The 22,829-nt window shown below is 63.5% G+C and carries 24 protein-coding genes; 17 read left to right on the top strand and 7 right to left on the bottom strand.

Going from position 1 to position 22,829, the window contains the following annotated elements:
- The first annotated feature begins 67 nt into the window (after positions 1-67).
- Positions 68-319, top strand: a complete 252-nt coding sequence (locus tag ACSFDB_RS04200) for a hypothetical protein (protein ID WP_440769769.1) — start codon at positions 68-70, stop codon at positions 317-319.
- Positions 320-496: 177 nt separating this feature from the next.
- Here the strand turns inward: ACSFDB_RS04200 and ACSFDB_RS04205 are convergent, their stop codons facing one another.
- Positions 497-685 (bottom strand): hypothetical protein, encoded by a 189-nt coding sequence (locus ACSFDB_RS04205; RefSeq protein ID WP_440769770.1) that lies wholly within the window; start codon positions 683-685, stop codon positions 497-499.
- Positions 686-1,110: 425 nt separating this feature from the next.
- On the opposite strand from ACSFDB_RS04205, the gene ACSFDB_RS04210 reads away from it, so the two are divergent.
- The gene (locus tag ACSFDB_RS04210; RefSeq protein ID WP_440769771.1) at positions 1,111-1,566 is read left to right on the top strand and encodes a hypothetical protein; all 456 of its coding nucleotides are present in this window, start codon (positions 1,111-1,113) and stop codon (positions 1,564-1,566) included.
- Between the two features lie 63 nt (positions 1,567-1,629).
- Entirely contained in the window at positions 1,630-1,875 is a 246-nt protein-coding gene (locus tag ACSFDB_RS04215; RefSeq protein WP_440769772.1) for a hypothetical protein, read from the top strand.
- 47 nt (positions 1,876-1,922) lie between these two features.
- On the opposite strand, the gene ACSFDB_RS04220 is transcribed toward ACSFDB_RS04215, so the two are convergent.
- Complete coding sequence (locus ACSFDB_RS04220) at positions 1,923-2,591, bottom strand: O-methyltransferase (protein ID WP_440769773.1); 669 nt, start codon at positions 2,589-2,591, stop codon at positions 1,923-1,925.
- 77 nt (positions 2,592-2,668) lie between these two features.
- Between ACSFDB_RS04220 and ACSFDB_RS04225 the strand changes: the two genes are divergently transcribed.
- A complete protein-coding gene (locus ACSFDB_RS04225) occupies positions 2,669-3,346 on the top strand; it encodes a LysE family translocator (RefSeq protein ID WP_440769774.1) in 678 nt (225 codons plus the stop codon).
- A gap of 81 nt (positions 3,347-3,427) precedes the next feature.
- On the opposite strand, the gene ACSFDB_RS04230 is transcribed toward ACSFDB_RS04225, so the two are convergent.
- Positions 3,428-4,747 carry a DUF7544 domain-containing protein gene (locus ACSFDB_RS04230; RefSeq protein WP_440769775.1) on the bottom strand — a complete coding sequence of 440 codons (1,320 nt, stop codon included), beginning with the start codon at positions 4,745-4,747 and terminating at the stop codon, positions 3,428-3,430.
- 131 nt (positions 4,748-4,878) lie between these two features.
- Entirely contained in the window at positions 4,879-5,550 is a 672-nt protein-coding gene (locus tag ACSFDB_RS04235) for an HD domain-containing protein (protein WP_090304963.1), read from the bottom strand.
- Between the two features lie 321 nt (positions 5,551-5,871).
- Between ACSFDB_RS04235 and ACSFDB_RS04240 the strand changes: the two genes are divergently transcribed.
- The 3 genes from ACSFDB_RS04240 to ACSFDB_RS04250 all read left to right on the top strand — a co-directional run bounded on the left by ACSFDB_RS04240 (position 5,872) and on the right by ACSFDB_RS04250 (position 8,424).
- Positions 5,872-6,288 (top strand): cobalamin B12-binding domain-containing protein, encoded by a 417-nt coding sequence (locus ACSFDB_RS04240; protein WP_006089193.1) that lies wholly within the window; start codon positions 5,872-5,874, stop codon positions 6,286-6,288.
- Positions 6,285-7,364 carry a methylmalonyl Co-A mutase-associated GTPase MeaB gene (gene meaB, locus ACSFDB_RS04245; protein WP_440769776.1) on the top strand — a complete coding sequence of 360 codons (1,080 nt, stop codon included), beginning with the start codon at positions 6,285-6,287 and terminating at the stop codon, positions 7,362-7,364. The genes ACSFDB_RS04240 and meaB overlap by 4 nt, the downstream gene beginning before the upstream one ends.
- Before the next feature lie 118 nt (positions 7,365-7,482).
- On the top strand, positions 7,483-8,424 hold the full coding sequence (locus ACSFDB_RS04250) for an alpha/beta fold hydrolase (protein ID WP_440769777.1): 942 nt from the start codon (positions 7,483-7,485) through the stop codon (positions 8,422-8,424).
- A 186-nt stretch (positions 8,425-8,610) separates the two neighbouring features.
- On the opposite strand, the gene ACSFDB_RS04255 is transcribed toward ACSFDB_RS04250, so the two are convergent.
- Positions 8,611-9,006 (bottom strand): Zn-ribbon domain-containing OB-fold protein, encoded by a 396-nt coding sequence (locus ACSFDB_RS04255; protein ID WP_440769778.1) that lies wholly within the window; start codon positions 9,004-9,006, stop codon positions 8,611-8,613.
- Positions 9,006-10,172, bottom strand: coding sequence for a thiolase domain-containing protein (locus tag ACSFDB_RS04260; RefSeq protein ID WP_440769779.1), 1,167 nt, complete (start codon positions 10,170-10,172; stop codon positions 9,006-9,008). Before ACSFDB_RS04260 ends, ACSFDB_RS04255 begins: the two co-directional genes overlap by 1 nt.
- A gap of 153 nt (positions 10,173-10,325) precedes the next feature.
- On the opposite strand from ACSFDB_RS04260, the gene ACSFDB_RS04265 reads away from it, so the two are divergent.
- Positions 10,326-11,393: a M42 family metallopeptidase gene (locus tag ACSFDB_RS04265; RefSeq protein WP_440769780.1), complete on the top strand. Its 1,068-nt coding sequence runs from the start codon at positions 10,326-10,328 to the stop codon at positions 11,391-11,393.
- A 48-nt stretch (positions 11,394-11,441) separates the two neighbouring features.
- On the opposite strand, the gene ACSFDB_RS04270 is transcribed toward ACSFDB_RS04265, so the two are convergent.
- Complete coding sequence (locus ACSFDB_RS04270) at positions 11,442-11,963, bottom strand: SRPBCC family protein (protein ID WP_440769781.1); 522 nt, start codon at positions 11,961-11,963, stop codon at positions 11,442-11,444.
- A 101-nt stretch (positions 11,964-12,064) separates the two neighbouring features.
- Here ACSFDB_RS04270 and ACSFDB_RS04275 point away from each other — a divergent pair, with 101 nt between their 5' ends.
- From ACSFDB_RS04275 to ACSFDB_RS04315, 9 genes are all read left to right on the top strand, one after another.
- Entirely contained in the window at positions 12,065-12,832 is a 768-nt protein-coding gene (locus ACSFDB_RS04275) for an NAD(P)/FAD-dependent oxidoreductase (RefSeq protein WP_440770174.1), read from the top strand.
- Between the two features lie 143 nt (positions 12,833-12,975).
- Positions 12,976-14,187: a bifunctional phosphopantothenoylcysteine decarboxylase/phosphopantothenate--cysteine ligase CoaBC gene (gene coaBC, locus ACSFDB_RS04280; protein WP_440769782.1), complete on the top strand. Its 1,212-nt coding sequence runs from the start codon at positions 12,976-12,978 to the stop codon at positions 14,185-14,187.
- 198 nt (positions 14,188-14,385) lie between these two features.
- On the top strand, positions 14,386-14,973 hold the full coding sequence (locus ACSFDB_RS04285; protein WP_440769783.1) for a DUF7344 domain-containing protein: 588 nt from the start codon (positions 14,386-14,388) through the stop codon (positions 14,971-14,973).
- 340 nt (positions 14,974-15,313) lie between these two features.
- Positions 15,314-15,880 carry a hypoxanthine/guanine phosphoribosyltransferase gene (hpt, locus tag ACSFDB_RS04290; RefSeq protein WP_090305009.1) on the top strand — a complete coding sequence of 189 codons (567 nt, stop codon included), beginning with the start codon at positions 15,314-15,316 and terminating at the stop codon, positions 15,878-15,880.
- 431 nt (positions 15,881-16,311) lie between these two features.
- On the top strand, positions 16,312-18,240 hold the full coding sequence (locus ACSFDB_RS04295) for an ABC transporter substrate-binding protein (protein WP_440769784.1): 1,929 nt from the start codon (positions 16,312-16,314) through the stop codon (positions 18,238-18,240).
- 92 nt (positions 18,241-18,332) lie between these two features.
- Positions 18,333-19,289, top strand: coding sequence for an ABC transporter permease (locus tag ACSFDB_RS04300; protein ID WP_440769785.1), 957 nt, complete (start codon positions 18,333-18,335; stop codon positions 19,287-19,289).
- On the top strand, positions 19,282-20,334 hold the full coding sequence (locus ACSFDB_RS04305) for an ABC transporter permease (protein WP_440769786.1): 1,053 nt from the start codon (positions 19,282-19,284) through the stop codon (positions 20,332-20,334). The genes ACSFDB_RS04300 and ACSFDB_RS04305 overlap by 8 nt, the downstream gene beginning before the upstream one ends.
- Positions 20,334-21,410, top strand: a complete 1,077-nt coding sequence (locus tag ACSFDB_RS04310; RefSeq protein WP_440769787.1) for an ABC transporter ATP-binding protein — start codon at positions 20,334-20,336, stop codon at positions 21,408-21,410. Before ACSFDB_RS04305 ends, ACSFDB_RS04310 begins: the two co-directional genes overlap by 1 nt.
- Positions 21,403-22,779, top strand: a complete 1,377-nt coding sequence (locus tag ACSFDB_RS04315; RefSeq protein WP_440769788.1) for an ABC transporter ATP-binding protein — start codon at positions 21,403-21,405, stop codon at positions 22,777-22,779. The genes ACSFDB_RS04310 and ACSFDB_RS04315 overlap by 8 nt, the downstream gene beginning before the upstream one ends.
- The last annotated feature ends 50 nt before the right edge of the window (positions 22,780-22,829 follow it).

The following is a 22,829-nucleotide window of genomic DNA, read 5'->3' on the forward strand; positions in this document are numbered from 1 at the left end:
TGTGTTTTGTGTTGAATGTGTGAAAGTCACCCGAACGTTTACTATTGTCTACCACACTTGATCCACCATGTCCACCGACCAGGCAGGCCTGTCGCTCCGATTCGGTGCGGGACGGTTCGAAGAACAGTTGCTCTCCCTGATTCTGATTCTGCAACTGACGCTGGGGGCGATGCTCGTCGTCGTCGCGGTCGGGTGGCTGTTCTTCTCGTTCAATCACCTCTCGTACTCGGCGCAATCGGTCCTCTACCTGTTCGGAGTGATTCCGATACTGATCGGGTTAGCGGCGCCGCTTTACGTTCTTACGTATCTGTACGAATGAGATCCGGCCAGCGTGAGTGACGCGATTTCGACGGACGTGATGGTTCTTGGTGGTGTGTCGAACGCCCGTCCACGACTCGAGTCCGACGCCGCGAGCGTCTCGCGATCGGTTCTCGAGCGGGAGATGACTCGAGCGGGAGATGACTCGAGCAGGTTTCGTGAGTATCGTTCGACTCCGTCAGTCGCTCGGGTGAGAGGTCTCGTGTGAGGTAGGCCAGAAACGACAGCCACAGGGGTGGGCCGTCCCCTCGGTCGGTCCGCGGACGGTCACGGCCGTGATCAGATTGCCGCAGGTCGGACACTCGGGCAGCGTGGGTCGGTCGTTCGTCGATTGTTCGTCCGTCGCCTGCGACGACGTGTCGCTCATCGTGCCTCCCGGTCGGGCGCTCGAGGCGGGCGGTTCGTCGGTCGTGCGGGACGTTTATACCCCGTCGAAAGAGACGTAATCATGGCTTCGAATCCCCGGTGAGGGATTTGGAAGCCACGTCTCGGGTGTCTCAGCACCCGGGACATTTCGGCGCATGCCCCCGGCGACTGGTGTGGAGAGTGGCTTCCGTTCTAATTGTTGAACTATTGTGCCTTATATCTACTGCTAATGAGTGGCAATGAGAACGTGGGCTCGAGGGTTCGAGACTAAATCAGATGGGGTATTGTTTGGAACCCAAAAAAAGACAACAAAATGTGTCTGCTGGAGTGAATACGCTCGAGGTCAGAGTATATCACTTCTTGCTCCGCAACCCTACACCAAGCCAACAGCTATATATTCGACCGCCTGTTCGTCCCAGCAAAGCGGTGCACGACGTGATTTCGATACCTACTCGATCGAATCGGCTGTTACTCGCCGTATCGTTCGCCTGCTTCGCCGTTGCCGGTCTTCTCAGCAGTGCCGTCGACACACTCGTGCCGACCCTCGTGGCCACCGCCGTCGCCATCGCGGGCGTCTACTGTGTCGCCCGCTACGCGACCCACGTCTCCCGGCGAACGCTCGCCAACCTCGCGCTCGCGTTCTGGGTCGCTTTCCTCGCCGTCGCCAGCGTTCACGCGATCGGCCTCGAGACAGTCGGCGCTGCCATCCCCGGCGACGCGTCGACCCACGTTCACTCGCTAACCGCGATCACCTGGGGGACGCTGCTCACCGCCGCCGCAGCGACGGTCTTCCTCGGCTTCCGCGAGTACGGCGCGACCTCCAGCGCCGACGCTCCCGAAGAGCAGATCCTCGAGGGCGAATCCGACTACTCGACCCGGTGATCGGCGTCGAACGGCGGTGTCGTCGTCCACAACAGTTATTTCTCGCGGAACGTTCTGTCGGTCGTGAGCTTCCGATCTCGCCGAGAAATCCTGTCGAGCAGATCGTTCGTCGTCGCGATCCTCGCGACGTTCGTCCTCGCTGGTATCTTCGGTCCCGCGCTCGCGGGCTGGACGGTGAGTTCGGTCCTCGGACGCGAGGATGACGTTCACTCCTGGCTGGTGCTGACGGCCGCGTACGCGCTCTTTTTCGTGGCGCTGGGCGGACTGTGTGGCTACCACCTCGCCGCGACGGTGCGCGAGCGCAGCTGAGACGTCCGAGCCCGACGCTTCGGCATCGAACGATCCTCGAGTCGCTCTTAGCCGACCCGGTAGCTCACCGCGATCCCTTCGCCCAGCGGGAGCACGATCGTTTCGAAATCGGGATCGTCGGTCACGCGCTCGAGGTAGTCCGCGATTCCCCGCGTGTGTTCGTTCACGTCGTCGGGCGCTTCGCCCTCCGCGATTGACAGCAACGCCTCGAAATCGATCGGCCCCGCGGTGATCGCGTTGTCAGCGATCACGACGCCACCCACGGGAACCGTCGAGCGGACGGCCTCGAACGCGTCCACGTACCGGTGTTTCTGGTGGTCGATCAACACCACGTCGAACGGGCCGTCGTACTCGTCGATGGTCGCCATCGCATCGCCCAGTTCGTACCGTGCGAGGTCGTCGTATCCGCCTGCACGCATGTACTCTCGAGCGAGCTCGAGTTCGTCCTCGTCGACCTCCGTGAGCACGAGTTCGCCGTCGTCGGGCAGCGCCGCTGCCATCCAGTACGCCGAGTAGCCGTAGCCGGAGCCGAACTCGAAAATTCGCTCGGCGTCGGCCATCCGAGCGACGAACCGCAAGAACGCGCCGACCTCGGGACCGACGTGGGGGAACCCCTCCCGTTCGGCGTAGTCGTCCATCTCGCGCAACGTCTCGTCGGGTTCGGGTCCGACCGCGCGTACGAAGCGAGCGATCTCGTCCGAGAGAACGTCGACCATACGGAACCCTACGGCCGCACTGGTATCAAAGCCAGTGGCCTTTTCACGACCCGCTGCGGACTCGAGACCGAGAACCAGTGACGCTGACGACGGCCCTCGCAGGAGTGATCTTCGGACTCGCCCTCGCGGCACCGCCGGGACCCATGAACGCCATTATCGCCGAGGAAAGCGTTGTCCGGGGCTGGACGGCCGGCTTTCGGGCCGGACTGGGCGCGATGTCGGCCGACGTGCTCTTTTTCGTGCTCACGCTCGCCGGCGCGGTCGCCGTCATCGATCAGTTCCCGGCGGCCCGGCCGCTCCTCTATCTCGTCGGCGGCGTCCTCATGCTGTACTTCGCGGTCGGCGCGGTCGAAGAGGCCAGAGCCGCGGCCACGTTCACCGCCGACGGCGACCACGCCGTCTCGACGGGGTTCCGGAAGACGTTCGCGCTCTCGCTGACCAACCCCTACCAGATCGGCTTCTGGCTCACCGTCGGCGTCGGTTTGCTCGAGTCCGGAACCCTCGACGTGCTCTCGCACCTCCCGGGCGCCGGCGCGGCGCTCGAGGGCGCGCTGACCGTCCAGACCGGCTCGCCGACGCTACTCGTCGGCTTCTTCGCCGGTATCGCGATCTGGATCGTCGTCTACCCCGCCGCGCTGGTCGCGGCGGGCCGGCGCGTCGACGCCTTCGCCCCAGTCGTCGCCGCGCTGAGTGCCGTTGTTCTGGTCGGTTTCGGACTCCTCTTTCTCGCGATTGGGGCGCTACGCATCGTCTGAGACGGGGCAACGATACCCCCTCAGCAGAAACTCCAGATGACCGTGTTCGGAACCATCGAACCGGTCCACCGAAGCGTTCGACTACTCCCGATCGCCACCATCGTCCGAATCGCCGGCCTCCTCACCACCGTTCGAGCCCTCAGCGTCGTTCGAATCGACGGTGTCGTCGGTCTCCGTCGACCCGGTACCGGCGTCGTCGACGCCATCGGCGTCCGTCTCCGTGTCCCAGCCCGACCACGGTCTCGAGTCGCCGTCGCTCGAGTCGGTATCCGATCCTATCGAACCGTCTCGATACGACTCGTCGGCCCAGCCGTCCAGTTCGTCCCACGCGGTCGAGCCCTCCCAGGTGGGTTCGTCTCGTGCTGCGTCGTGTCGGTCGCTCGAGGGAGCCTCTCCACCTCGATCGACTCCGTCGGCGTCGGTCCCCCGCTCCCAGTCGATCGTCTCACGGGCATCGCCTCCGACTGATCGATCAGCAGCCGTCCCCTCGTCGGCTCGAACCGCAGTCCGCTGTTCCGGGATGAGGTCGAGCGCGTCGTATCGCACGAAGCTCCGAACGGGTGCCTCGATCGCCGCGACGACGTACTGGTAGCCCAGATAGGCGAGGAGCAACAGGACGACCGCAACCCAGAGGAGGTTCGGATGGATCGCTTCGAACAGCAGCGCCACGAGGATGAACGCGATGATCCCGAAGAACGTGAGGAAGAATCCGATCATCGCGAACAGCATCCAGAAGGTGAACCCGATCAGCCAGGCGATCAGGAGGTAGCCGACCGTCCCGGTCCAGTTCGACGCCAGCGTCGGGGCGAACCGTCGCCAGGCGGCGATCGGGCCACACGCCTGCTGCAGCATGATCGGAACCACGAACGCCGTCGTGAGCGTGTAGACCGCGTACCAGCCGACGAAGATGCCGAGCGCGGAGAGGACGAAAAGGGCGATCTGGCCGTCCGAAAGATCGGCAACCTCGGTGACGTCGCCGCCGACGATCACAGCTCCGACGAGGAGCGCGAGCGCGACGATCAGTCCGAGCCACAGCAGGGCCCGGAACGCCAGCAGCCACAAGGCGCGGCCGAGGTTCGCACGACCGTACCGCCGGAGGTGGATCGCCTCGGAGCGAAGCGACTCGACGAAGACGAACTCGAGGAGCGCGGCGAGATACCTGAACGCGCCGTAGACGGTGAGGACGAGGACGAGCACCGCTGCTGCGAGCCACCGGACGTCGGGATCGTCGATCCCCTCCGCGACCGCATCCAGCGGGACGTTGACGAACTGTGTCGTGAAACTGATCCCGCCGAGAAAGAGGACGACGAGCGCGAGTTTGAGCCAGCCGACGTAGCCCAGCGCGCCGAAATAGCGTTTCGTGACCGCAATGGCGTCACGCAGGGTGCCGATCGCATACATGTTGTGTGTAAAACCATTCCCGACTATCAAATAGATGCTGATACGTTCCGCACGAAACGATAGTCGGCGCTCCCTCCGATACTCAGCCGTGAGGATACGGACCTACGCGCGGGCTCACGTGTGTCGGGTGGTTATCCCATCGCCGCGATCTCGTCCTCGAGCCACTCGCTGAACCACTTCACGCGCTTGAGTCGCTGGTGGGCGATACTCTCGGCGGTGTCGCTCCGGACGCGCGAGGCGGCGTCGTAGCCGCGCTCTAAGACCCGTTCGACCATCTCGTCGGAGTCCATGTGCGTCCGAGCCTCGTAGCCCATCCGCAACAGCATGAGCGCGGTGCCGTTCGCGCCGACTTTGTCGAGTAGATCGGCCTCGATGAGACACTGGGTCTCGAGTGCGAGGTCGGTCAACTCGCCCTGATAGGAGTGGTGTTCGATCGCGCGACACACCTGTTCGATGAAGGATTCGGGGTACTCCGCGCGGGACTCGAGGTACTCGCGGGCGACGCGAGCCCCGGCCTCGGCGTGGAGCTCCTGATCGGTCTCGAGTTTGGCGACGTCGTGAAAGAGCGCGGCGACGCGGGTGACGTCGGGGTCCGCACCCTCTTCGTGGGCGATCTCTTCGGCGAGTTCGACCACGTTGAGGATGTGGTTGTGCCGATACTCCGCGGAGTGCCACGGATACCAGCGCATGCGGCCGCCTTCCTCCTCCTTTTCGACGCTGGCCGAGAGGTACTCGAAGACGAAGCCCTTCATCTCCTCGAACTCGGCGTCGGACACCCTGGTTTCTTTTATTTCGACGCCCACGAGAGATCCCTCCGCAGTAAACGAACGATAGTCATTACCGGAATGTTAGGTCGTTTCGCTCTTTAGCCTTTGGTTCAGTTCAGATCCGTCTCGCCGTGAGACGGACACGAATTCAGGTGGGTGCTGCCTGCCGGTATCGTCGGTTCGGATCAGTCGCTCGCGGACGGATGACGGTACCGCTCGATGATGAGGCCAGCAAATCACAGGGCTGACGACGTTCGGTCCGAGCAACGTTCCGCGCGACCGTTCCACGGGCCACGTTCCGGCGAAATATGCACGAACTTCCGTTAAAGTCAAACAGGCGGCTAGGAAAGTGGGGGTATGAGCAGCGAACAGGAGCAGGAGTCGATTCGGTGTCTCGTCGCCAAGGTCGGTCTCGACGGTCACGATCGCGGCGCCCACGTCATCGCTCGAGCCTTCCGCGACGCCGGCTTCGAAGTTATCTACTCCGGACTGCACAAGGCCCCCGAAGAGATCGTTCAGGCGACCGTCCAGGAGGACGTCGACGTCCTCGGCATTTCTATCCTCTCGGGCGCACACGACACGCTCGTCCCGAAGATCATGGACGGCCTCGAGGAGTACGGGGCCAAAGAGGACACGCTCGTGCTGGCCGGCGGCGTCATCCCCGACGAGGATCGCGCGGAACTCGAGGCACAGGGCGTCTCGGCGATCTTCGGGCCCGGAACGTCGATCGAGGAGACGATCGAGTTCGTCCGCGAGAACGCCCCCGAGCGATGAGTTCCGACGAGGAACTGCTCGAGGCGCTGCTCGCGGGCGAACACCGCGCGCTGGCTCGAGTGATCTCGAAGATCGAGAACCGCTCGCCGGGCTACCGGAATCTCGTCTCCGAACTGTATGCCCACACGGGCGAGGCAGACGTCATCGGCATCACGGGCAGTCCCGGTGCGGGGAAATCGACGCTGGTCGACAAACTCGCCGAAACCTACCGCGACCGCGGCGAGACGGTCGGCGTCATCGCGATCGACCCCTCCTCGCCCTTCACGGGTGGTGCCGTCCTCGGCGACCGAATTCGAATGGCCTCCACCGTGGGGGATATGGACGTCTTCGTCAGATCGATGAGCGCCCGCGGCACCCTCGGCGGGCTCTCGACAGCTACCGCGGACGCGGTCAAGGCGATGGACGCCTTCGGCAAGGACAAGATCATCATCGAGACCGTCGGCGCCGGCCAAAACGAGATCGACATCGTTCGAACTGCGGACACCGTCGCCGTCCTCGTCCCGCCGGGGTCGGGCGACGACATCCAGACCTTGAAGGCCGGAATCCTCGAGATTGCGGACGTTTTCGTGGTCAACAAGGCCGACCGTCCCGGCTCGGATCGGACGGTCCAGGAACTCCGTGACATGATTCAACTTGGCGACGGTGGCGGCGGAATCGGTGGTGACGGCGGCCACCACAGCCAGGAGATCATCGACGCCCACGACGACTGGGATGGTGAGACCGACGACGAGGGCGAGACGGCGGGCTGGACGACGCCCATCGTCGAAACCGTCGCCACGAAGGGCGAGGGCATCGACGACCTCATCGACGAGTTCGCCAATCACCGCACCTACCTCGTCGACTCCGGCGAACACGCCGAGCAGGTCCGCGGCCGGTACGCCGAGGAAATTCGGACACTCCTGCGCGAGGACGTCCACGCCCTGCTCGAGGACCGACTCGCCGAACGCGGCGGGATCGACGACCTCGCGGAGTCCGTCCGCCAGGGCGAGACCGACCCTTACTCGATCGCCGGCGAGTTGCTCGACCCCGTCGAGGACTGTCTCGACGAACTCGAGACGACCAGCGAAAACGGATAGCTGAGGCCGACGGGGTTGGAATCGGCGAGTTGGGGCCGGCCGGAAGCGATTCCGAAACCCGGTACAGATTGTGAACGCCGACCGCAGGCCTAAGGCCGTCGACGGCATACGCCCCAGTATGAAACTCCGCACAGTTCTCGGTGCCGCGGTCGGTACCGTCGGCGCAGCCGTACTCGGCAACCGACTCCTCGCGAAGCGAGCCGGAGAACTCGAGAACCCGCTCGTCGGGGTCGAACGGACGTACCGCTGGCGCGGAATCGAGACGAAGTACACCGTCGCCGGTGATCCCAACGACCCGGATATGATCCTCTGTCACGGGATCCACGCAGGAGCGAGCAGCCGCGAGTTCGAACCGATCATCGAGCGACTGGCGGAAGAGTACCACGTAATCGCGGTCGATCTTCCCGGGTTCGGTCGATCGAACCGGCCGCCGCTGATCTACTCGTCGACCCTCTACGCGGAGTTCATCCGCGACTTCGCGGCCGACGTCGCCGACAAGCCGATCGTCGTCACCTCCTCGCTGACCGGTTCGTTCGCCGCCGAAGCCGCCCAGGAGAGTGATTTCGACCAGCTCGTCTTAATCTGCCCGACCGACGAGACGACCGACGAACGCCCCTGGGTGCGGACCCTCGTTCGGACGCCGATCGTCGGTTCGACGCTGTTCAACCTGCTCGCCACCAAACCCGGAATCCGCTACTTCTACGATCGGGACGGCTACTACGACAGCGACCGGATCGACGACGCGGAGATCGAGTACGCCTGGCGGAGCGCCCACCAGCCCGGCGCTCGCTACGCCCCCGCGTCCTTTAGCTCGGGCACCCTCGATCCCGAGTTCGATCTGGCGACGGAGCTGGCGGCGCTCGAGACCCCGACCACGCTCGTCTGGGGTCGCGACGCGGAACTCGTCCCGTTGCGTGAGGGCCGAGACCTCGCCGACGCGGCCGATCTCGAACTCGTCGTCATCGACTACGCGACGCAACTGCCCCACGCCGAACACCCCGACAAGTTCGTCGAGTATTTGAGCGCCGAGTTGCCACACGCCGACATCGATCTCGAGTAGCCCGATCGTCGAATACTGACAGATCCGTCCGTTCGCTGCGCGGCGGACGATCGGAATTCAATCGCCCGACGAGACGACGCCGTTCGGCTCTTCGGACTCGTCCGCGAGCGGACGAGCGACTCGGAAACCGCGCCGGCGCGAAGTCGAGATCGAACCGGTGATCGGTGAGAAGGGTACTTTCGGGAATTACTGCGGCGAGAACGCGATCACGCGCTCGCCCGTCGTCTCCGAGACCGTGATCTCGGGTTCGACCTCGAGTCCGTTCTCGATCGCTTCGAGGTCCACGCCGACGATCTGTCCCGTGATCCGGACCGGCCCGAAGTCGACGACGGCCGTCGCGTACGGCGCGTCCTCCTCGAACGCCGGCGTCGGCACGTGCGTGACGGTGAACGTCGCGACCTCGCCGAATTCGGGGAGTGCGGTTTCCTCGAGGTCGGTCGAGCCGCAGTCGGGACAGACCCGCCGCGGCGGCAGCGAGCCGTGACCGTTCGCACACTCGAGGTAGTAGGCCTCGCCCGTTTCGGCGGCGTCGAGCCACTCGTCGAAGCCGGCGTCTCTGGTCCGGGAGTCGTTCTCGCTCATCAGTTATCGACCTCCAAAACGTGAACCGTCGCACTCGCGACCGTACCACCCGCGTTGTGGGCGACGGCGGTCGTCCCGCTCTCGACGAACTCGCTGTTCGGGTGGTCGCCGGCGAGGAGCGTCGCGACCTCCGCGATCTGTGAGGCGCCGGTCGCGCCGACCGGATGGCCTTTGGCCTTCAGGCCGCCGGAGAGGTTGATCGGCGTCTCGCCGTCGGCAGTGGTCCGACCGTCGCGGGCTGCCGAGATGCCCTCGCCGATCGGGAAGAGATCCAGCGATTCGATCGCCAGCACTTCCGCGATGGTAAAGCAGTCGTGGACCTCCGCGAAGTCCACGTCCGCGGCGTCGATGCCGGCGTCGGCGTAGGCCTGCTCGCCGGCCTCGCGGGCCGCTGGCGAGCGCGCGAGGTGGTCGCGGTCGTGGAGCGCCATGCGATCGCCGCCCTGACCGGTCCCCGTGATGGAGACCGGCGCGTCGAGACCGTGTTCTTCCGCGTACTCCTCGCTCGTGAGGACCACGGCGGCGGCACCGTCGGAGAGCGGACAGGAGTCGTAGAGGCCGAGCGGCGAGGAGACCTGCGGGGCCTCGAGCACGTCGTCCACTTCGATGGCGCTCTGGTACTGAGCCTTGTCGTTGTTCAGTGCGTTCTCGTGGTTCTTGACGGCGATGTGGGCCAGATCCTCGTGTTCGCCGCCGTACTCGGTGAAGTAGGCTTGGGCCATCAACGCGTACGCGCCCGGGAAGGTCACTCCGGCGCGCACCTCCCAGAGGTCGTCGGCGGCGATGGCGAGCGCTTCCGTCGCGCCCGCGGTGCCGAGGTTAGTCATTCGTTCGGCGCCGCCGACGAGGAGCACGTCGTCCTCGCCGTTTCGGATCCGCATGACGGCGTCTCGAACGGCCGCTCCGCTCGAGGCACACGCGGATTCGTAGCGGGTTGCAGGGGCCTGCACGCCCGCGGCTTCGGCCATCAGCGGGCCGTGGTGGCCCTGATGTTCGGACAGTTCGCCCATGAAATTACCGTAGAGGAGGGCATCGACGTCGTCGCGGGGAACACCACTGTCTTCGAAGGCCGTGATGCTCGCTTCCGCGAAGAGGTCCCGGCTCGTTCGCTCGGGCGCGTTCCCGAACGGGGTCAGACCGACACCTGCGACACGTACGTTACTCATGTACACGCGTTTAGCAGGTCGCTCCGTTAATACTCGGCGGTTGCTCTCGCGCCGAAACCTCCCGGTTACTAGTCGTACAGCAATGATCACGCGAGAACGCCGTCGGATCTCCGTAGCCCGTACGTTTATCACGGATTCACGGTCAGATTGTGTATGGAAACCGTTCCGTTCGATGGCGACCTTTTGACGACACTGACAGAGACGAGTGGCGTTCCCGGCTACGAGGACCGAATTCGGGACCTCGTGATCGACGAGTTCGAAGACAGCGTCGATCGGGTTCGCACCGACGCGATGGGGAACGTCGTCGGCACGCTCGAGGGCGACTCGGAGTACTCCGTGGCCGTCGCTGCCCACATGGACGAGATCGGCTTTATGGTACGCCATTGCAAGGGTGACGACGACGGCTTCGGCTTCCTCGAACTCGACGCGCTCGGCGGCTGGGACGCCCGAATTCTCAAGGCCCAGCGCGTGACGATCCACACCGACGACGGCGACCTCCCGGGCGTCATCGGCTCCCCGCCGCCACACACCCTGACCGACGAGGAACGCGAGAAGACGCCCAAAGTCGAGGACGTCGTCGTCGACGTCGGGCTCCCCTACGAGGACCTCGAGGAGCGCGTCTCGGTCGGCGACCTCGTCACGATGGACCAGACCACCGAGCGCGTCGGCGAGACGATCACCGGCAAAGCCCTGGACGACCGCGTCTGCCTGTTCGCGATGCTCGAGGCGGCCCGCCGACTCGAATCACCCGACGTGACGATCCACTTCTGTGCGACGGTCCAGGAGGAGGTCGGCCTGCGCGGCGCACGCGCGCTCGGCGTCGACGTCGATCCGGACCTGGCGATCGCGCTGGACGTCACTGTGGCCAACGACGTCCCCGGCTTCGACGCCGGCAAACACGTCACCGAACTCGGTGACGGCGCGGCGATCAAGCTCAAAGACGGGAGCGTCATCACGAACCCGAAGGTCCACAAACGGCTGCAGGCGGTCGCCGAAGACGAGGGGGTCGAGTTCCAACACGAGATTCTCCCCGCGGGCGGCACCGACACGGCCGGCTTCCAGTTCTCGGGCGGGGCGAAACCCGTCGGCGCGATCTCGATCCCGACGCGCTACCTCCACACGCCGACCGAGGCGGCCCACGTCGACGATATTTCGGCGACGATCGATCTCCTCGCGGCGTTCCTCGAGAGCGAAAACGGGGACCACGAGTATACGCTCTGAGCGGAAACGACGGACGTTTTACCGCGGTCCAGCGCGTTTATCGCCCCGTCAAGGCATCTCGTGAACCGTCAGCTCCACGTCTCGGCGTTGGCCCTCGATATCCGCGACGAGCCGTTCGACGACCGACTCGGCTTCGCTCAGCAGTTTCGGTTGCACCTTCGTGACGACCCAGTCCAGCGAGACGAATCGCGGCAGCGAGAGCGCGCTCTTGTCCGCCGAGTAGGGGTCGTACTGGGCCTCAAAGTAGATTCGACTCGCCGTCTCGACTCCCTCGGGTGCCGACTCGGGCTCCGGTTCGACGCGCCACTCGCCGCGGGCGTCGAGATCGTTGACCAGTTGCCACTCGAGCGAATCTGGTTCAGTGATGGCGATCACCTTCGAGCGCGCCGTGTAGCTGAGCTTCCACCAGCCCAGCTCGAGGTCGTAGACGGAGCCGACGTTGCCGTCTCCGTGCACGCGGACCGCTTTCAGGTGGTCGGAGTACCGCGGGTAGTTAGTGAACGCTCGCACGTACGGAAAGACCTCCTCTGGCGAGCGGTAAGCGACGGTGCTGAGGAGAATTCTGTCCACATCGGCGTTACAACGCGTCCGAAAGTAAGGATTGTCATCGTGACGGTCGACCCGAGACGGATCGTCCCATCTAGCGTCGGCCGCAAGTACGAACCTTTGATATTCACGGCGGCTTACGACGATCCATGCGAGACGTCTGTATCGTCGGCGGAGGGGTCTCCGGCCTCGCCGCGTCGATCTTCACCGCACGCGCGGGACTGGATAGCCTCGTCGTCGACGGCGGCGAGTCCATCCTCGCGCGCAACGCCAGCCTCGAGAACTACCCCGGTTTTCCCGACGGGATCGACGCCCGCCGGTACCTGCAACTGACCCGCGAGCAGGCTCGAAACGCGGGCGCGGCGTTCGAACTCGGGTACGTTACACGTGTCGAACCCCGCGACGAGTCGGATCTCGAGGCCGGCTTCGTCCTCGAGACTGAAGGCGGCGACCCGCTCGAGGCCCGCCGGGTGATCGCGGCCTCTTGGTCGAACAGCGACTACCTCGTCCCGCTCGACGTGGGACGGATCCAACGCGGGAGTAAACACTACGTAAGCGTCGACGAAGCCGGACGGACGGCCGTCGACGGCGTCTACGCCGCGGGTCGGATCGCCAACGAACCGCACCAGTCGATCGTCGCGGCCGGCCACGGGGCGAAGGTTGGTCTGGCCGCGATCCACGACTCGAATGCGAACTTCTACCACGACTGGGTCGTTCCCGAGGGCTACTTTACCGGCCGAGACCGCGAGGTGCCCCCTGGCTGTGAGGAGATCGACGACGCGGAACGTCGCGCCCGCGACGAGCGCGCGCGAGAAACGATTCGCGAGGCGTTCGCCGATCCGCTCGAGGAGCAGCCGACGATGCATCCGAGCGTCGAGCTCGACGAGGAGTGACAGTCGTCCAAACGAAAGCAAGTGGAAGCGACGAGAGCGGGTCTCTCTTCCGCAGTCGTTCCGTTCGGCTCGCTCGGTTGCCCTCCTCACCGTTCGCCGAGCCTCGCTACGCTTAACACTCCCCGAGAGAGACTAGCAGACGAATGCTCGAGGGAGTCAACGTCGCGCTCGGGGTGACGGGATCGATCGCGGCCGTCAAGACGGTCGAACTGGCCCACGAGTTGCGACGCCAGGGAGCCGAGGTGCGAGGCGTGATGACCGGCAGTTCCCAGGGGATTATCCACCCGTGGGCGGTCGAGTTCGCCACCGAGAACGACGTGGTGACGGAGATTACGGGACGCGTCGAGCACGTCGAACTGTGCGGCTACGACGGCTGGGCCGACGTGCTCCTGATCGCGCCCGCGACGGCGAACACGGTCGGCAAGATCGCCGGCGCGGTCGACGACACGCCCGTCACGACGTGTGCAACGACCGCACTCGGAGCCGGAACACCCGTCGTGATCGCCCCCGCGATGCACGAACCGATGTACGACCACCCCGGCGTCCTCGAGGCCATCGACACCGTCGCCGACTGGGGCGTCGACTTCGTCGACCCGCGTATCGAGGAGGGGAAGGCCAAGGTCGCCAGTGAGGCGGCCATCGTCACCGACGTCGCGCGTGCTGCGCGCGAGGGCTCGCTCGAGGGCGAACACGTCGTCGTCACCAGCGGCGCGACGGGTGAGTCGATCGATCCCGTCCGCGTGCTCACGAACCGCTCGTCCGGAAAGATGGGGCGAGCTGTCGCGAGAGCCTGCTACGCGCGTGGTGCCGACGTCACCCTCATCCACGGCTTCGTCGGTCCGCAGCCGTTGGCACAGGACGCGGATCTGCCAGAGACCGACGACGACGGTGACGTCCCCTACGCCACCGTCGAACACGTCGAGAGTGCGAGCGAGATGCTCGAGGCCACCCGAGAGGCCTGCACGGACGCGGACACCCTCGTCTCGGCGGCCGCGATCGGCGACTACGCCACCGAGACGAGCGCCGAAAAGATTCGATCCGGTCAGGAGCTCACGCTCTCGCTCGAGCCGACCCCGAAGCTCATCGACGAGGTCCGCGACGAGCGGCCGGAGTTGCCGATCGTCGGCTTCAAAACGGAGACGTCGGGCAACGAGACGGCGATGATCGAGCAGGCGCGAGGGACGCTCGAGCGCGCGGGGCTGGCGTTCGTCGTCGCCAACGACGCGAGCGTGATGGGCGCGGACCGAACGAGAGCGCTCTTGGTCCACGACGCGGACGTCGCCCGCTACGAGGGGACGAAGGCGGGACTGGCCGCAGAGATCGCCGATTCGATCGCGGCGATCATCGCCCCGTAGACGTATGATACAGTAGACACGTTGAACGTTCTTTCCTTCGGTCGCCGTCCGTCAGGAGAGTTATATAGGTGGGGTTCCTGCCACGAATTAACAGGTATGCGACCGGTTTCAGCGGCGGACTCGGCTTCGGTATCGGACTCTCTTCCCGGCCCCGATAGCTTCGATCCGACCCCAACTGGCGCAACGAGGTGATCCGTGGTGGCTCAACAACAACGAACTGACAATATCGACGACAGCGGTCCGCTATCGAAAGGCGAAATATTCGAAGTGTTACGCAACCAGCGACGGCGCTACGTCCTCCAGTATCTCAAACAGGATACCCGGCCCGTCGAACTCGGTGACCTCGCCCAGCAGGTCGCCGCCTGGGAATACGAGACGACTCTCGACGAGGTCACTCCCGAACAGCGAAAGCGCGTCTACACGACGCTCCAGCAGACACACCTGCCGAAGATGGATCAGTCGGGGATCCTTCTGTTCGATTCCGACGACGGCGTGATCGAAGCCACCGACCGAACGCGGGACATCAGCATCTACCTCGAGATCGTCCCCGGCCACGAGTTCGCGTGGCGCGAGCTCTACCTCTCGCTCGGGGCGATCAGCTCCGCGCTGGTTGCCGCGCTGTGGCTCGAGATCTACCCGCTGACGATGCTTTCGGATCTCACCTGGACCGGGATTGTCGCCGTGACGTTCACCCTGACCGCCGTGGTTCACATCTACTACGAGCGCAACATGCGCCTCGGTCACGGCGAACAACCGCCGGAACTCAGCTACGGGAGCGACGACTGATACTGCCGGACAGAACTACGTGAAGATCGGTCGCTCTACTGCGGCCGTCGCCGTCTGAGACGGCCGCAGAACGGATGCGTTCTGCTGGACATTGCAACCCACGGGGTTGCTCAACGGCCGCGAATTCGCGACCGACTTCGTATTGACTTCTGGCCGACAGTACGACTGCCGCGTCGCGGATCGACGCGAAACGCACCGTCGAGTTTCGGCGGTCGGTATCCCTCCCGACCCTCGAGCGGTGCTCACGCCGAATTCGAGCGATACGCCCGAACGTGACAGAGAGTCACCCATGCCTCGAGTGGATCGTCAACTTTTACTCCGAGACCACCAGACCCACGACATGGATCAGTTGAAACAGTCGCTTCTCGACGCGCCGATCATCGAGAAAAACGGCTACCACTACTTCGTCCACCCAATCAGTGACGGCGTTCCGAAGCTCGACCCGGGCCTGCTCCGGGAGATCGTCATCCGCATTATTCGGAAAGCGAAACTCGAGGAGGTCGACCGAATCGTGACCCCGGCAGCGATGGGCATCCACATCTCCACCGCCGTCTCGCTGATGACCGACATTCCGTTGACCGTCATCCGGAAGCGACAGTACGGCCTCGACGACGAGGTCGCCATCTCCCAGCAGACGGGCTACTCGGAGAACGAGATGTACATCAACGACGTCCGCGAGGGCGAGCGCGTGCTGGTGCTCGACGACGTCCTCTCGACGGGCGGGACCCTCGCTGCGGTGCTCGATGCCCTCAACGAGATCGGTGCGGAGGTCGTCGACACCGTCGCCGTCATCAAGAAAGTCGGTGGCGAGAACAAGGCCAGAGATGCCGGCTACGACATCAAGACGCTGATCAACGTCGACGTCGTCGACGGCGAGGTCGTCATCGTCGACGAAAGCGGCGACTGACGACTCGAGTCGACGTTCGGGGGCGGTTGATACGTCGGCATCGAACACCAGTCGGAGCAGTGATGCCAACAGTCCCGGTTCGAATCCTGCATCCCGCCCGATCAGCGATTCGCTCTCAGTTCGCCCGACTTGGCGTATTCTGCCGGTTTCGCCACCCCAGACGGACGTATCTCGAATTTGCTGTTGGTCGTCCAACAATTCATTAATTCACGCCACAGTATTGTATTAAAGGTCCGGGCGTGTTCGACTGATACAATTTACAAATCTTTGTTTGTTTCTTCCACCAATAGTGGACCTTGTCCGACAAACGTGTCCACAGATGCGTTCTTTTTGCACTATAGGAGCCTTAAAGTGTGCACTACTGCACACGGTATTACTTGCCTAAGCGTAAAACCATACATATTTATGTCTTCGAACTACACCAAATATCCATGGTCAGGAATACCAAACAATCACGGTCATCGATTAAGCGGCGACGAGTTCTTCAAGGGATTGGTGCAGCAGGTGCAATCAGTATCGCTGGATGTCTCGGCGACAGCGACGGTGATGCGCCGTTCGACATTCGACTCGAGGTAAACTCCGACAACGACGACCGCGTGCAGATGGTCGAACTGATCGCCTCGTCGCTCGAAGACACCGGCTATTTCAATACCGAAATCGAGGATTACGAGTGGAACGATTACGTCGCTCGGGTCATGGATCCCGCGTACGCAGAGGACGGCTTCGTGCCGTGTATCGGTCTCTCCGGAACCTTCAACCCGGAGAGTTTCTGTCAGGCCCTCCATCACAGCGAGAACCACGGCCAGTGTTGTAACCTCAACGGGATCAACGACTCCGAACTCGACGACATGCTGGACGACGCCCGATACGGTGTCGACGTCGTCGAAGATCCCGACCTCCGCCGCGAACGGTACGACGAGATCTGGGAGTACCTCGCCGAGGAGCGATACAGCTCCATCACGCACTTCGACCTCGACGCGGCCGTCATGAACACCGACGTTCACGGGTTCAGCATGTTCCCGTTCAGCGAGAGCATCTTCGACTACGGGCTGTACTCCCCGCAGGACGAACAGGTCATGTGGATGGACGAGGACGCCCACCCGGACGACACCGAGCTGTCGGACCTCCAGGAAGGCGGCACGCTCCGCATCGGTGCCGCAGAGAACCCCGACTCGTTCGACCCGCCGTACAGCACGGACACTACCTCGACGATGGCACAGGAGTTCGTTTTCGAACAGCTGCTCGCGAACGACCGCGACGGCAACCTCTACCCGTGGCTCGCCGAGAGCTACGAACTCGTCGAGACCCAGAACATCGATCGGACCGACTACGAGGAGTACATGACCGAAGTCGACGTCGACGACGAAGGTGCCCTCGACACCGACGAGCAGGTCATCGTCCGACACCCAGAGGACGATCCAGCGGACGGTTCAGTCCGCGTGCTGACACCCGCCGAGGCCGCAGACGCCGTCGACAACGACGTCTTCGGAATGCAGTTCCGCTACGAAATCCGCGAAGGCGTCGAGTTCCACAACGGCGAGGAGCTGACGGCCGAGCACGTCGTCGCGACCGTCGAGCGCTACGAGAACTCGGACCTCTCCGCACAGACGTTCGACTCGCTGCTCCACGCACGGGAAGTCGACGAGTACACCGTCGACCTGTACGCACAGGTCCCCGACGCGGAGGCAGAACGCGAACTGCCGGGACTGTACATCCACTCGCTGGAACAGGCGGACCTCGAGGGCAACGATCTCGACCCACGCGAGGGTAACGATCCGATCGGTACCGGTCCGTACGTGTTCGACGAGATGTCCGACGAACAGTACGTCGAGTACTCCCTCAACGAGAACTACTGGGTCTCCGAGCTGGGCGTCGACGGAATCGACTGGTTCGACGGCTCGTCCGAGTTCCCGGACGGCCCCGTGATCGACGAGCTCGAAGTGGAGATCGTTCCGGACAACTCGACCCGATCCGCCGCTCTCCAGAGCGACGAGATCGACATCACCTACGGACTGACGACCGACGACCTGGACGGCTACGACGAGTCGAACGACTACGTCGTCAGTTCCATCGAGGCGGGTGGCTACGAGTACATCCAGTACCCCGCGAACGTCGAACCGTGGGACGACGAGCGACTCCGACGCGCCGTCAACCTCCTCGTTCCGCGAGAATCGATCGTCGAAAACGTCCTCAACGGCTGGGCACGTCCAGCGTGGACGGACATTCCCGAACTCGCCGAAGAGAACGGAACCGTAGACGCCGCCGCCCTCGAGGACAAAATCCGACCGTACAACGAGTACGACCCCGAACGCGCCGAAGAGCTGCTCGAGGAAGTTATCGAAGACCACGACCTCGACTAGGTCGAAGACGATAGCTTTCTAACGTTTGCCTGTTCAAACCGATACACAGAGGAGTCGTCAATTACCATGATGCTATACGATTTGACATTCGCATGAGCTTACGACGTTTCATACTGAAGCGGATACTATCGATCATCCCGATCCTGTTCGGTGTCTCGCTGATCACGTTTGCACTGGTTCATCTCACACCCGGTGATCCGATCGACCAGATGGTCGGGGTAAACCCGCACGTGACGGCGAGCGACGAGGCACAGCTCCGTGATCGCTACGGGCTAAACCGACCACTGTGGGAGCAGTACGGTGTCTGGATGGGGAACGTACTAACGGGGGATTTCGGTCAGGTTTACAGCAACGGCCGAGACGTCTCGGCCGTCATCATGATGCGCCTCCCTGAAACGATCGCGCTCGGCATCTTCGGCTGGGTCTTCGGTCTCGCAATCGCGATTCCGACCGGGATTTACGCGGCCGTCAAGAAGGGCCAGCTCGCCGACGACGCGAGCCGATTCATCGCCCTCTCGGGGATCTCGATCCCGAACTTCTGGCTCGGTCTGATGCTGATTCTGATCGGCGCGGTCACGCTCAGCCTCTGGCCCGTGCTTCCGCCCTCCCGACAGCCGCTGTATCACCCCTACATGTTGTGGTATCTGGTGTTACCAGGGATCACGATCGGGACGGCAGCGGCGGCCAGTATCATGCGCGTCATGCGCACCTCCATGGCCGAAGAGCTGAACAAGGAGTACGTGACTGCCGCTCGAGCGAAGGGCCTTCCCGAGCGAACGGTTATTCTCAAGCACGTCCTTCGTAACTCCCTCATCTCGGTGGTGACGCTCGCGGCCACCCTGACCGCGAGTATCGTCGCCGGATCGGTCGTCGTCGAGGTCGTGTTCAACTGGCCGGGACTCGGGAGAGAGCTAATCAACGCGATCAACGGGAGAGAGATCAACCTCATCATGGCGATCACGCTCTTTACGGGCGTCTTCATCATTATCGCCAACCTGATCGCCGACATCCTGTACGCGGTACTCGATCCGAGGATCAGATATGACTAACGAGAGAGCAACATCTACGGAACGTGGACGAATACGGATCTCCGGATTCGATCCCGAGCGTGTAACCGAACGAGAGCCGCTGTCGGGCTGGAGCGAAGAGACCGGTGGCGAGACGCAGAGTCGATGGAAACGGGCGTTCACCCGGTTCAAGCGGAACCGAACGGCATTGATCGGTCTCTCCGTCGTCACCATACTGACGCTGCTGACGGTGTTCGCTCGGCCGATCGTGGTCATGGGAGTCACGATACAACCGTTCGGACTCGCACCGCACGATCCCGGAACGATCCTGTACATGCAGGATCCGTCGATCAGTACCTGGGACGCGCCGTCGTGGGCCCACCCAATGGGTGTCGACGGCAACGGCCGTGATATGTTCTCCCGCGTGCTCTACGGCGGCCGATACAGCATTTCGATCGGCTTCGTCGTGGTCGCACTAACCGCGAGCTTCGGTCTCATCTACGGCGCCATCTCGGGCTACTACGGCGGCTGGACCGACGAGATCATGATGCGGGTCGTCGACACGATCTACGCGTTCCCCGGCCTCATCCTCGCCCTGATCGTCATCGCGACGCTCGGCCGTGGCTACTGGCAGCTCGTGCTCGCGTTCTCGCTGTTCGGTTGGGTTACCTACGGTCGTCTCATTCGCGGCGAGGTGCTGAAGATCAAAGAAAACGAGTACGTACTGGCGGCGAAAGCTCTCGGAGCGCGAGATCGATCGATCATCTTCAGACACATCGCACCGAACGCGATGCCGCCGCTGATCGTCCTCGCATCGCTCAATATCGGCACCGTCGTCATCGGTGTCGCCGCGCTCGGGTTCCTCGGACTCGGTATGCCGCCCGGATCCGCTGAGTGGGGGACGATGCTCGATCAGACTCGCGACACACTCATCCAGCCCCCCGGCGGATCGATCCCCTGGTGGGCTACGGTGTACCCCGGTGCAGCGATCTTCCTGTTCGTGATGGCCATGAACATGATCGGTGACGGGATCAACGACGCACTCGACGCACAGGAAACCGGAGTCGAACAGCAGGGAGGTGGATAATGACGCTACTCGAAGTAAACGATCTCACGGTCAAGTTCTACACGCAGGAGGGAGTCGTCACCGCGGTTGACGACCTCTCCTACAGCATCGAACGCGGCGAAAAGTTCGGCGTCGTCGGCGAGAGCGGGGCCGGAAAGAGCGTCACCGCACTCTCGCTGATGCGTCTCATCGATAGTCCCGGCCGGATCGAAAGCGGCGAGATCCTGTTCAAGGGCGAAAACCTCCTCGAGATGGACGAATCGGAGATGCAGCGCATCCGAGGTAACGAGGTCGCGATGGTCTTCCAGGACGCCCAGACCGCGCTGAACCCGGTTTATCCCGTCGGCGAACAGATCGCCGAGGCGATCAGACATCATCTCGACTACGACGATCAGGAGGCTCGCGAACGGACCATTCAGCTGCTGGACAAAGTTGGGATCCCGGAGGCCGAAGCCCGGTACGACGACTATCCCCACGAGTTCTCCGGCGGCATGCAACAGCGCGCGATCATCGCGATGGCGCTGTCGTGCGATCCCGATCTGTTGCTCTGTGACGAGCCGACGACAGCACTCGACGTGACGATCGAAGCCCAGATCCTGGACGAACTCAAGGCGCTGGCCGACGACTTCGACACGGCGATCCAACTCATCACCCACGACCTCGGCGTCGTCGCCCAGGTCTGCGATCGCGTGATGGTCATGTACGCGGGAACGCCGGTCGAAAAAGCACCCGTCGAAGAACTCTACTACGACCCGAAACACCCCTACACCGTCGGACTGATGAGTTCGATTCCGCGGGTCGGCGACGACCGGGAGCGGCTCCAGACGATTCCCGGAACGATGCCCGACCTCGTGGAGCTGCCACCCGGCTGTAGCTTCCACCCGCGCTGTCCGTACGCTGAAGAGTGTTGCGCCCGAAAGGAGCCGGCGTTACTCGATCCGGAAACCGGAGTCGCCGCGACCGGCGACACGGAACACGCGGCCGCGTGTCTCGAGTACACCGGCGATCTCACCGGCGGTCTCGACTACGAGGTCACGGTCGACGACGCCGCGGCCGAAGACGAAGCGCAGTACGCGGGGCGTGATCACAATGTCTAGACGAAACGAGCCGATTCTGCGAACGGAAGGGCTGACGAAGTACTACGACACGAGCGGCGGCTTCATCGACAGTCTGCTCGGCCACGGCCAGCAGGTGAAGGCGGTCGACGGTATCGACCTCGAACTGCGCGAGGGCGAGACCCTCGGCGTCGTCGGCGAGAGCGGCTGTGGGAAAACCACGCTCGGTCGAACCCTGCTGCAACTGATCGAACCGACCGACGGATCGGTCTACTACCGAGGGCGAACCGACTCGGGCGCCGACGAAATCGACCTGACCGAGTGTTCGAGCTCGGAACTCCGCGACCTTCGCACCGACCTCCAGTACATCTTCCAGGATCCGTTCTCGAGTCTCAACCCGCGGCTGACCGTCGGTGACATCATCCGCGAACCACTCGACATTCACGACATCGCCGAGGGCGAGGAACGGACGGAGCGCATCTACGAACTCCTCGAGACCGTTGGCCTGAATCCGAGCCACACCCACCGATACCCACACGAGTTCTCCGGCGGCCAGCGCCAACGGATCGGGATCGCACGTGCGCTCGCGGTCGATCCGGAAATCATCGTCTGCGACGAACCGGTCAGTGCACTCGACGTGTCGGTCCAGGCCCAGATCCTCAACCTGCTCGAGGACTTACAGGAGGAGTTCGGCCTGTCGTACATCTTCATCGCCCACGATCTGAGCGTCGTCGAACACATCTCCGACCGGATCGCCGTCATGTATCTCGGCGAGTTCGCCGAGGTCGGCACCACCGAAGAGGTGTTCTCGCCGCCCCATCATCCGTACACGGAGGCGCTGCTCTCGGCGATTCCCGAACCGGACCCGCTCTGGGAGGGCGACCAGATCTTCCTCTCGGGGACGGTGCCCTCGCCGATCGACCCGCCATCGGGATGTCGATTCCACACTCGGTGTCCCCGCGTTATCCAGCCGGCGGAGTACAATCTCGAGCAGTCGGTCTGGCGATCGATCATGGATCTGAAACTGCGGGTCAGGGATGCCGAGTCGGTCAACTCGATCGTCGTCCTGGAGAACGACGGCGGAACCGACGACGAACCGGTTGCGGTGAGCGACCTGACTCGAGACGAGTTCGGCGCCCAGCTCAGGGCGGAGTTCGATCTGCCGCGGCCGATCGCGGATCCCGACGCCGAGCAAACCATCTCGGCGGTAATCGACGAGCTCGTGAGCGAGAATCTTGAGGACGCCCGAGAGCGCCTCGAGGACGCGTTCACCTCTCCCTGTGAGGTTCACGACCCAGAACAGGTCCCGACCGGGGAGACCCACCGAATCTCGTGTCTGCTCTACGACGAGGGTTACGACACCGAACGGCCGAGATCCGGTGGCCCGAGCGATGCTGTCGCCGACGACTGATCGGCTCGACAACCGGCCCGCGAACTGAACGTTTTAGTTCTCTCAATGCG

The organism is Natronorubrum amylolyticum (assembly GCF_052040145.1).
Classification (GTDB): Archaea; Halobacteriota; Halobacteria; order Halobacteriales; family Natrialbaceae; genus Natronorubrum.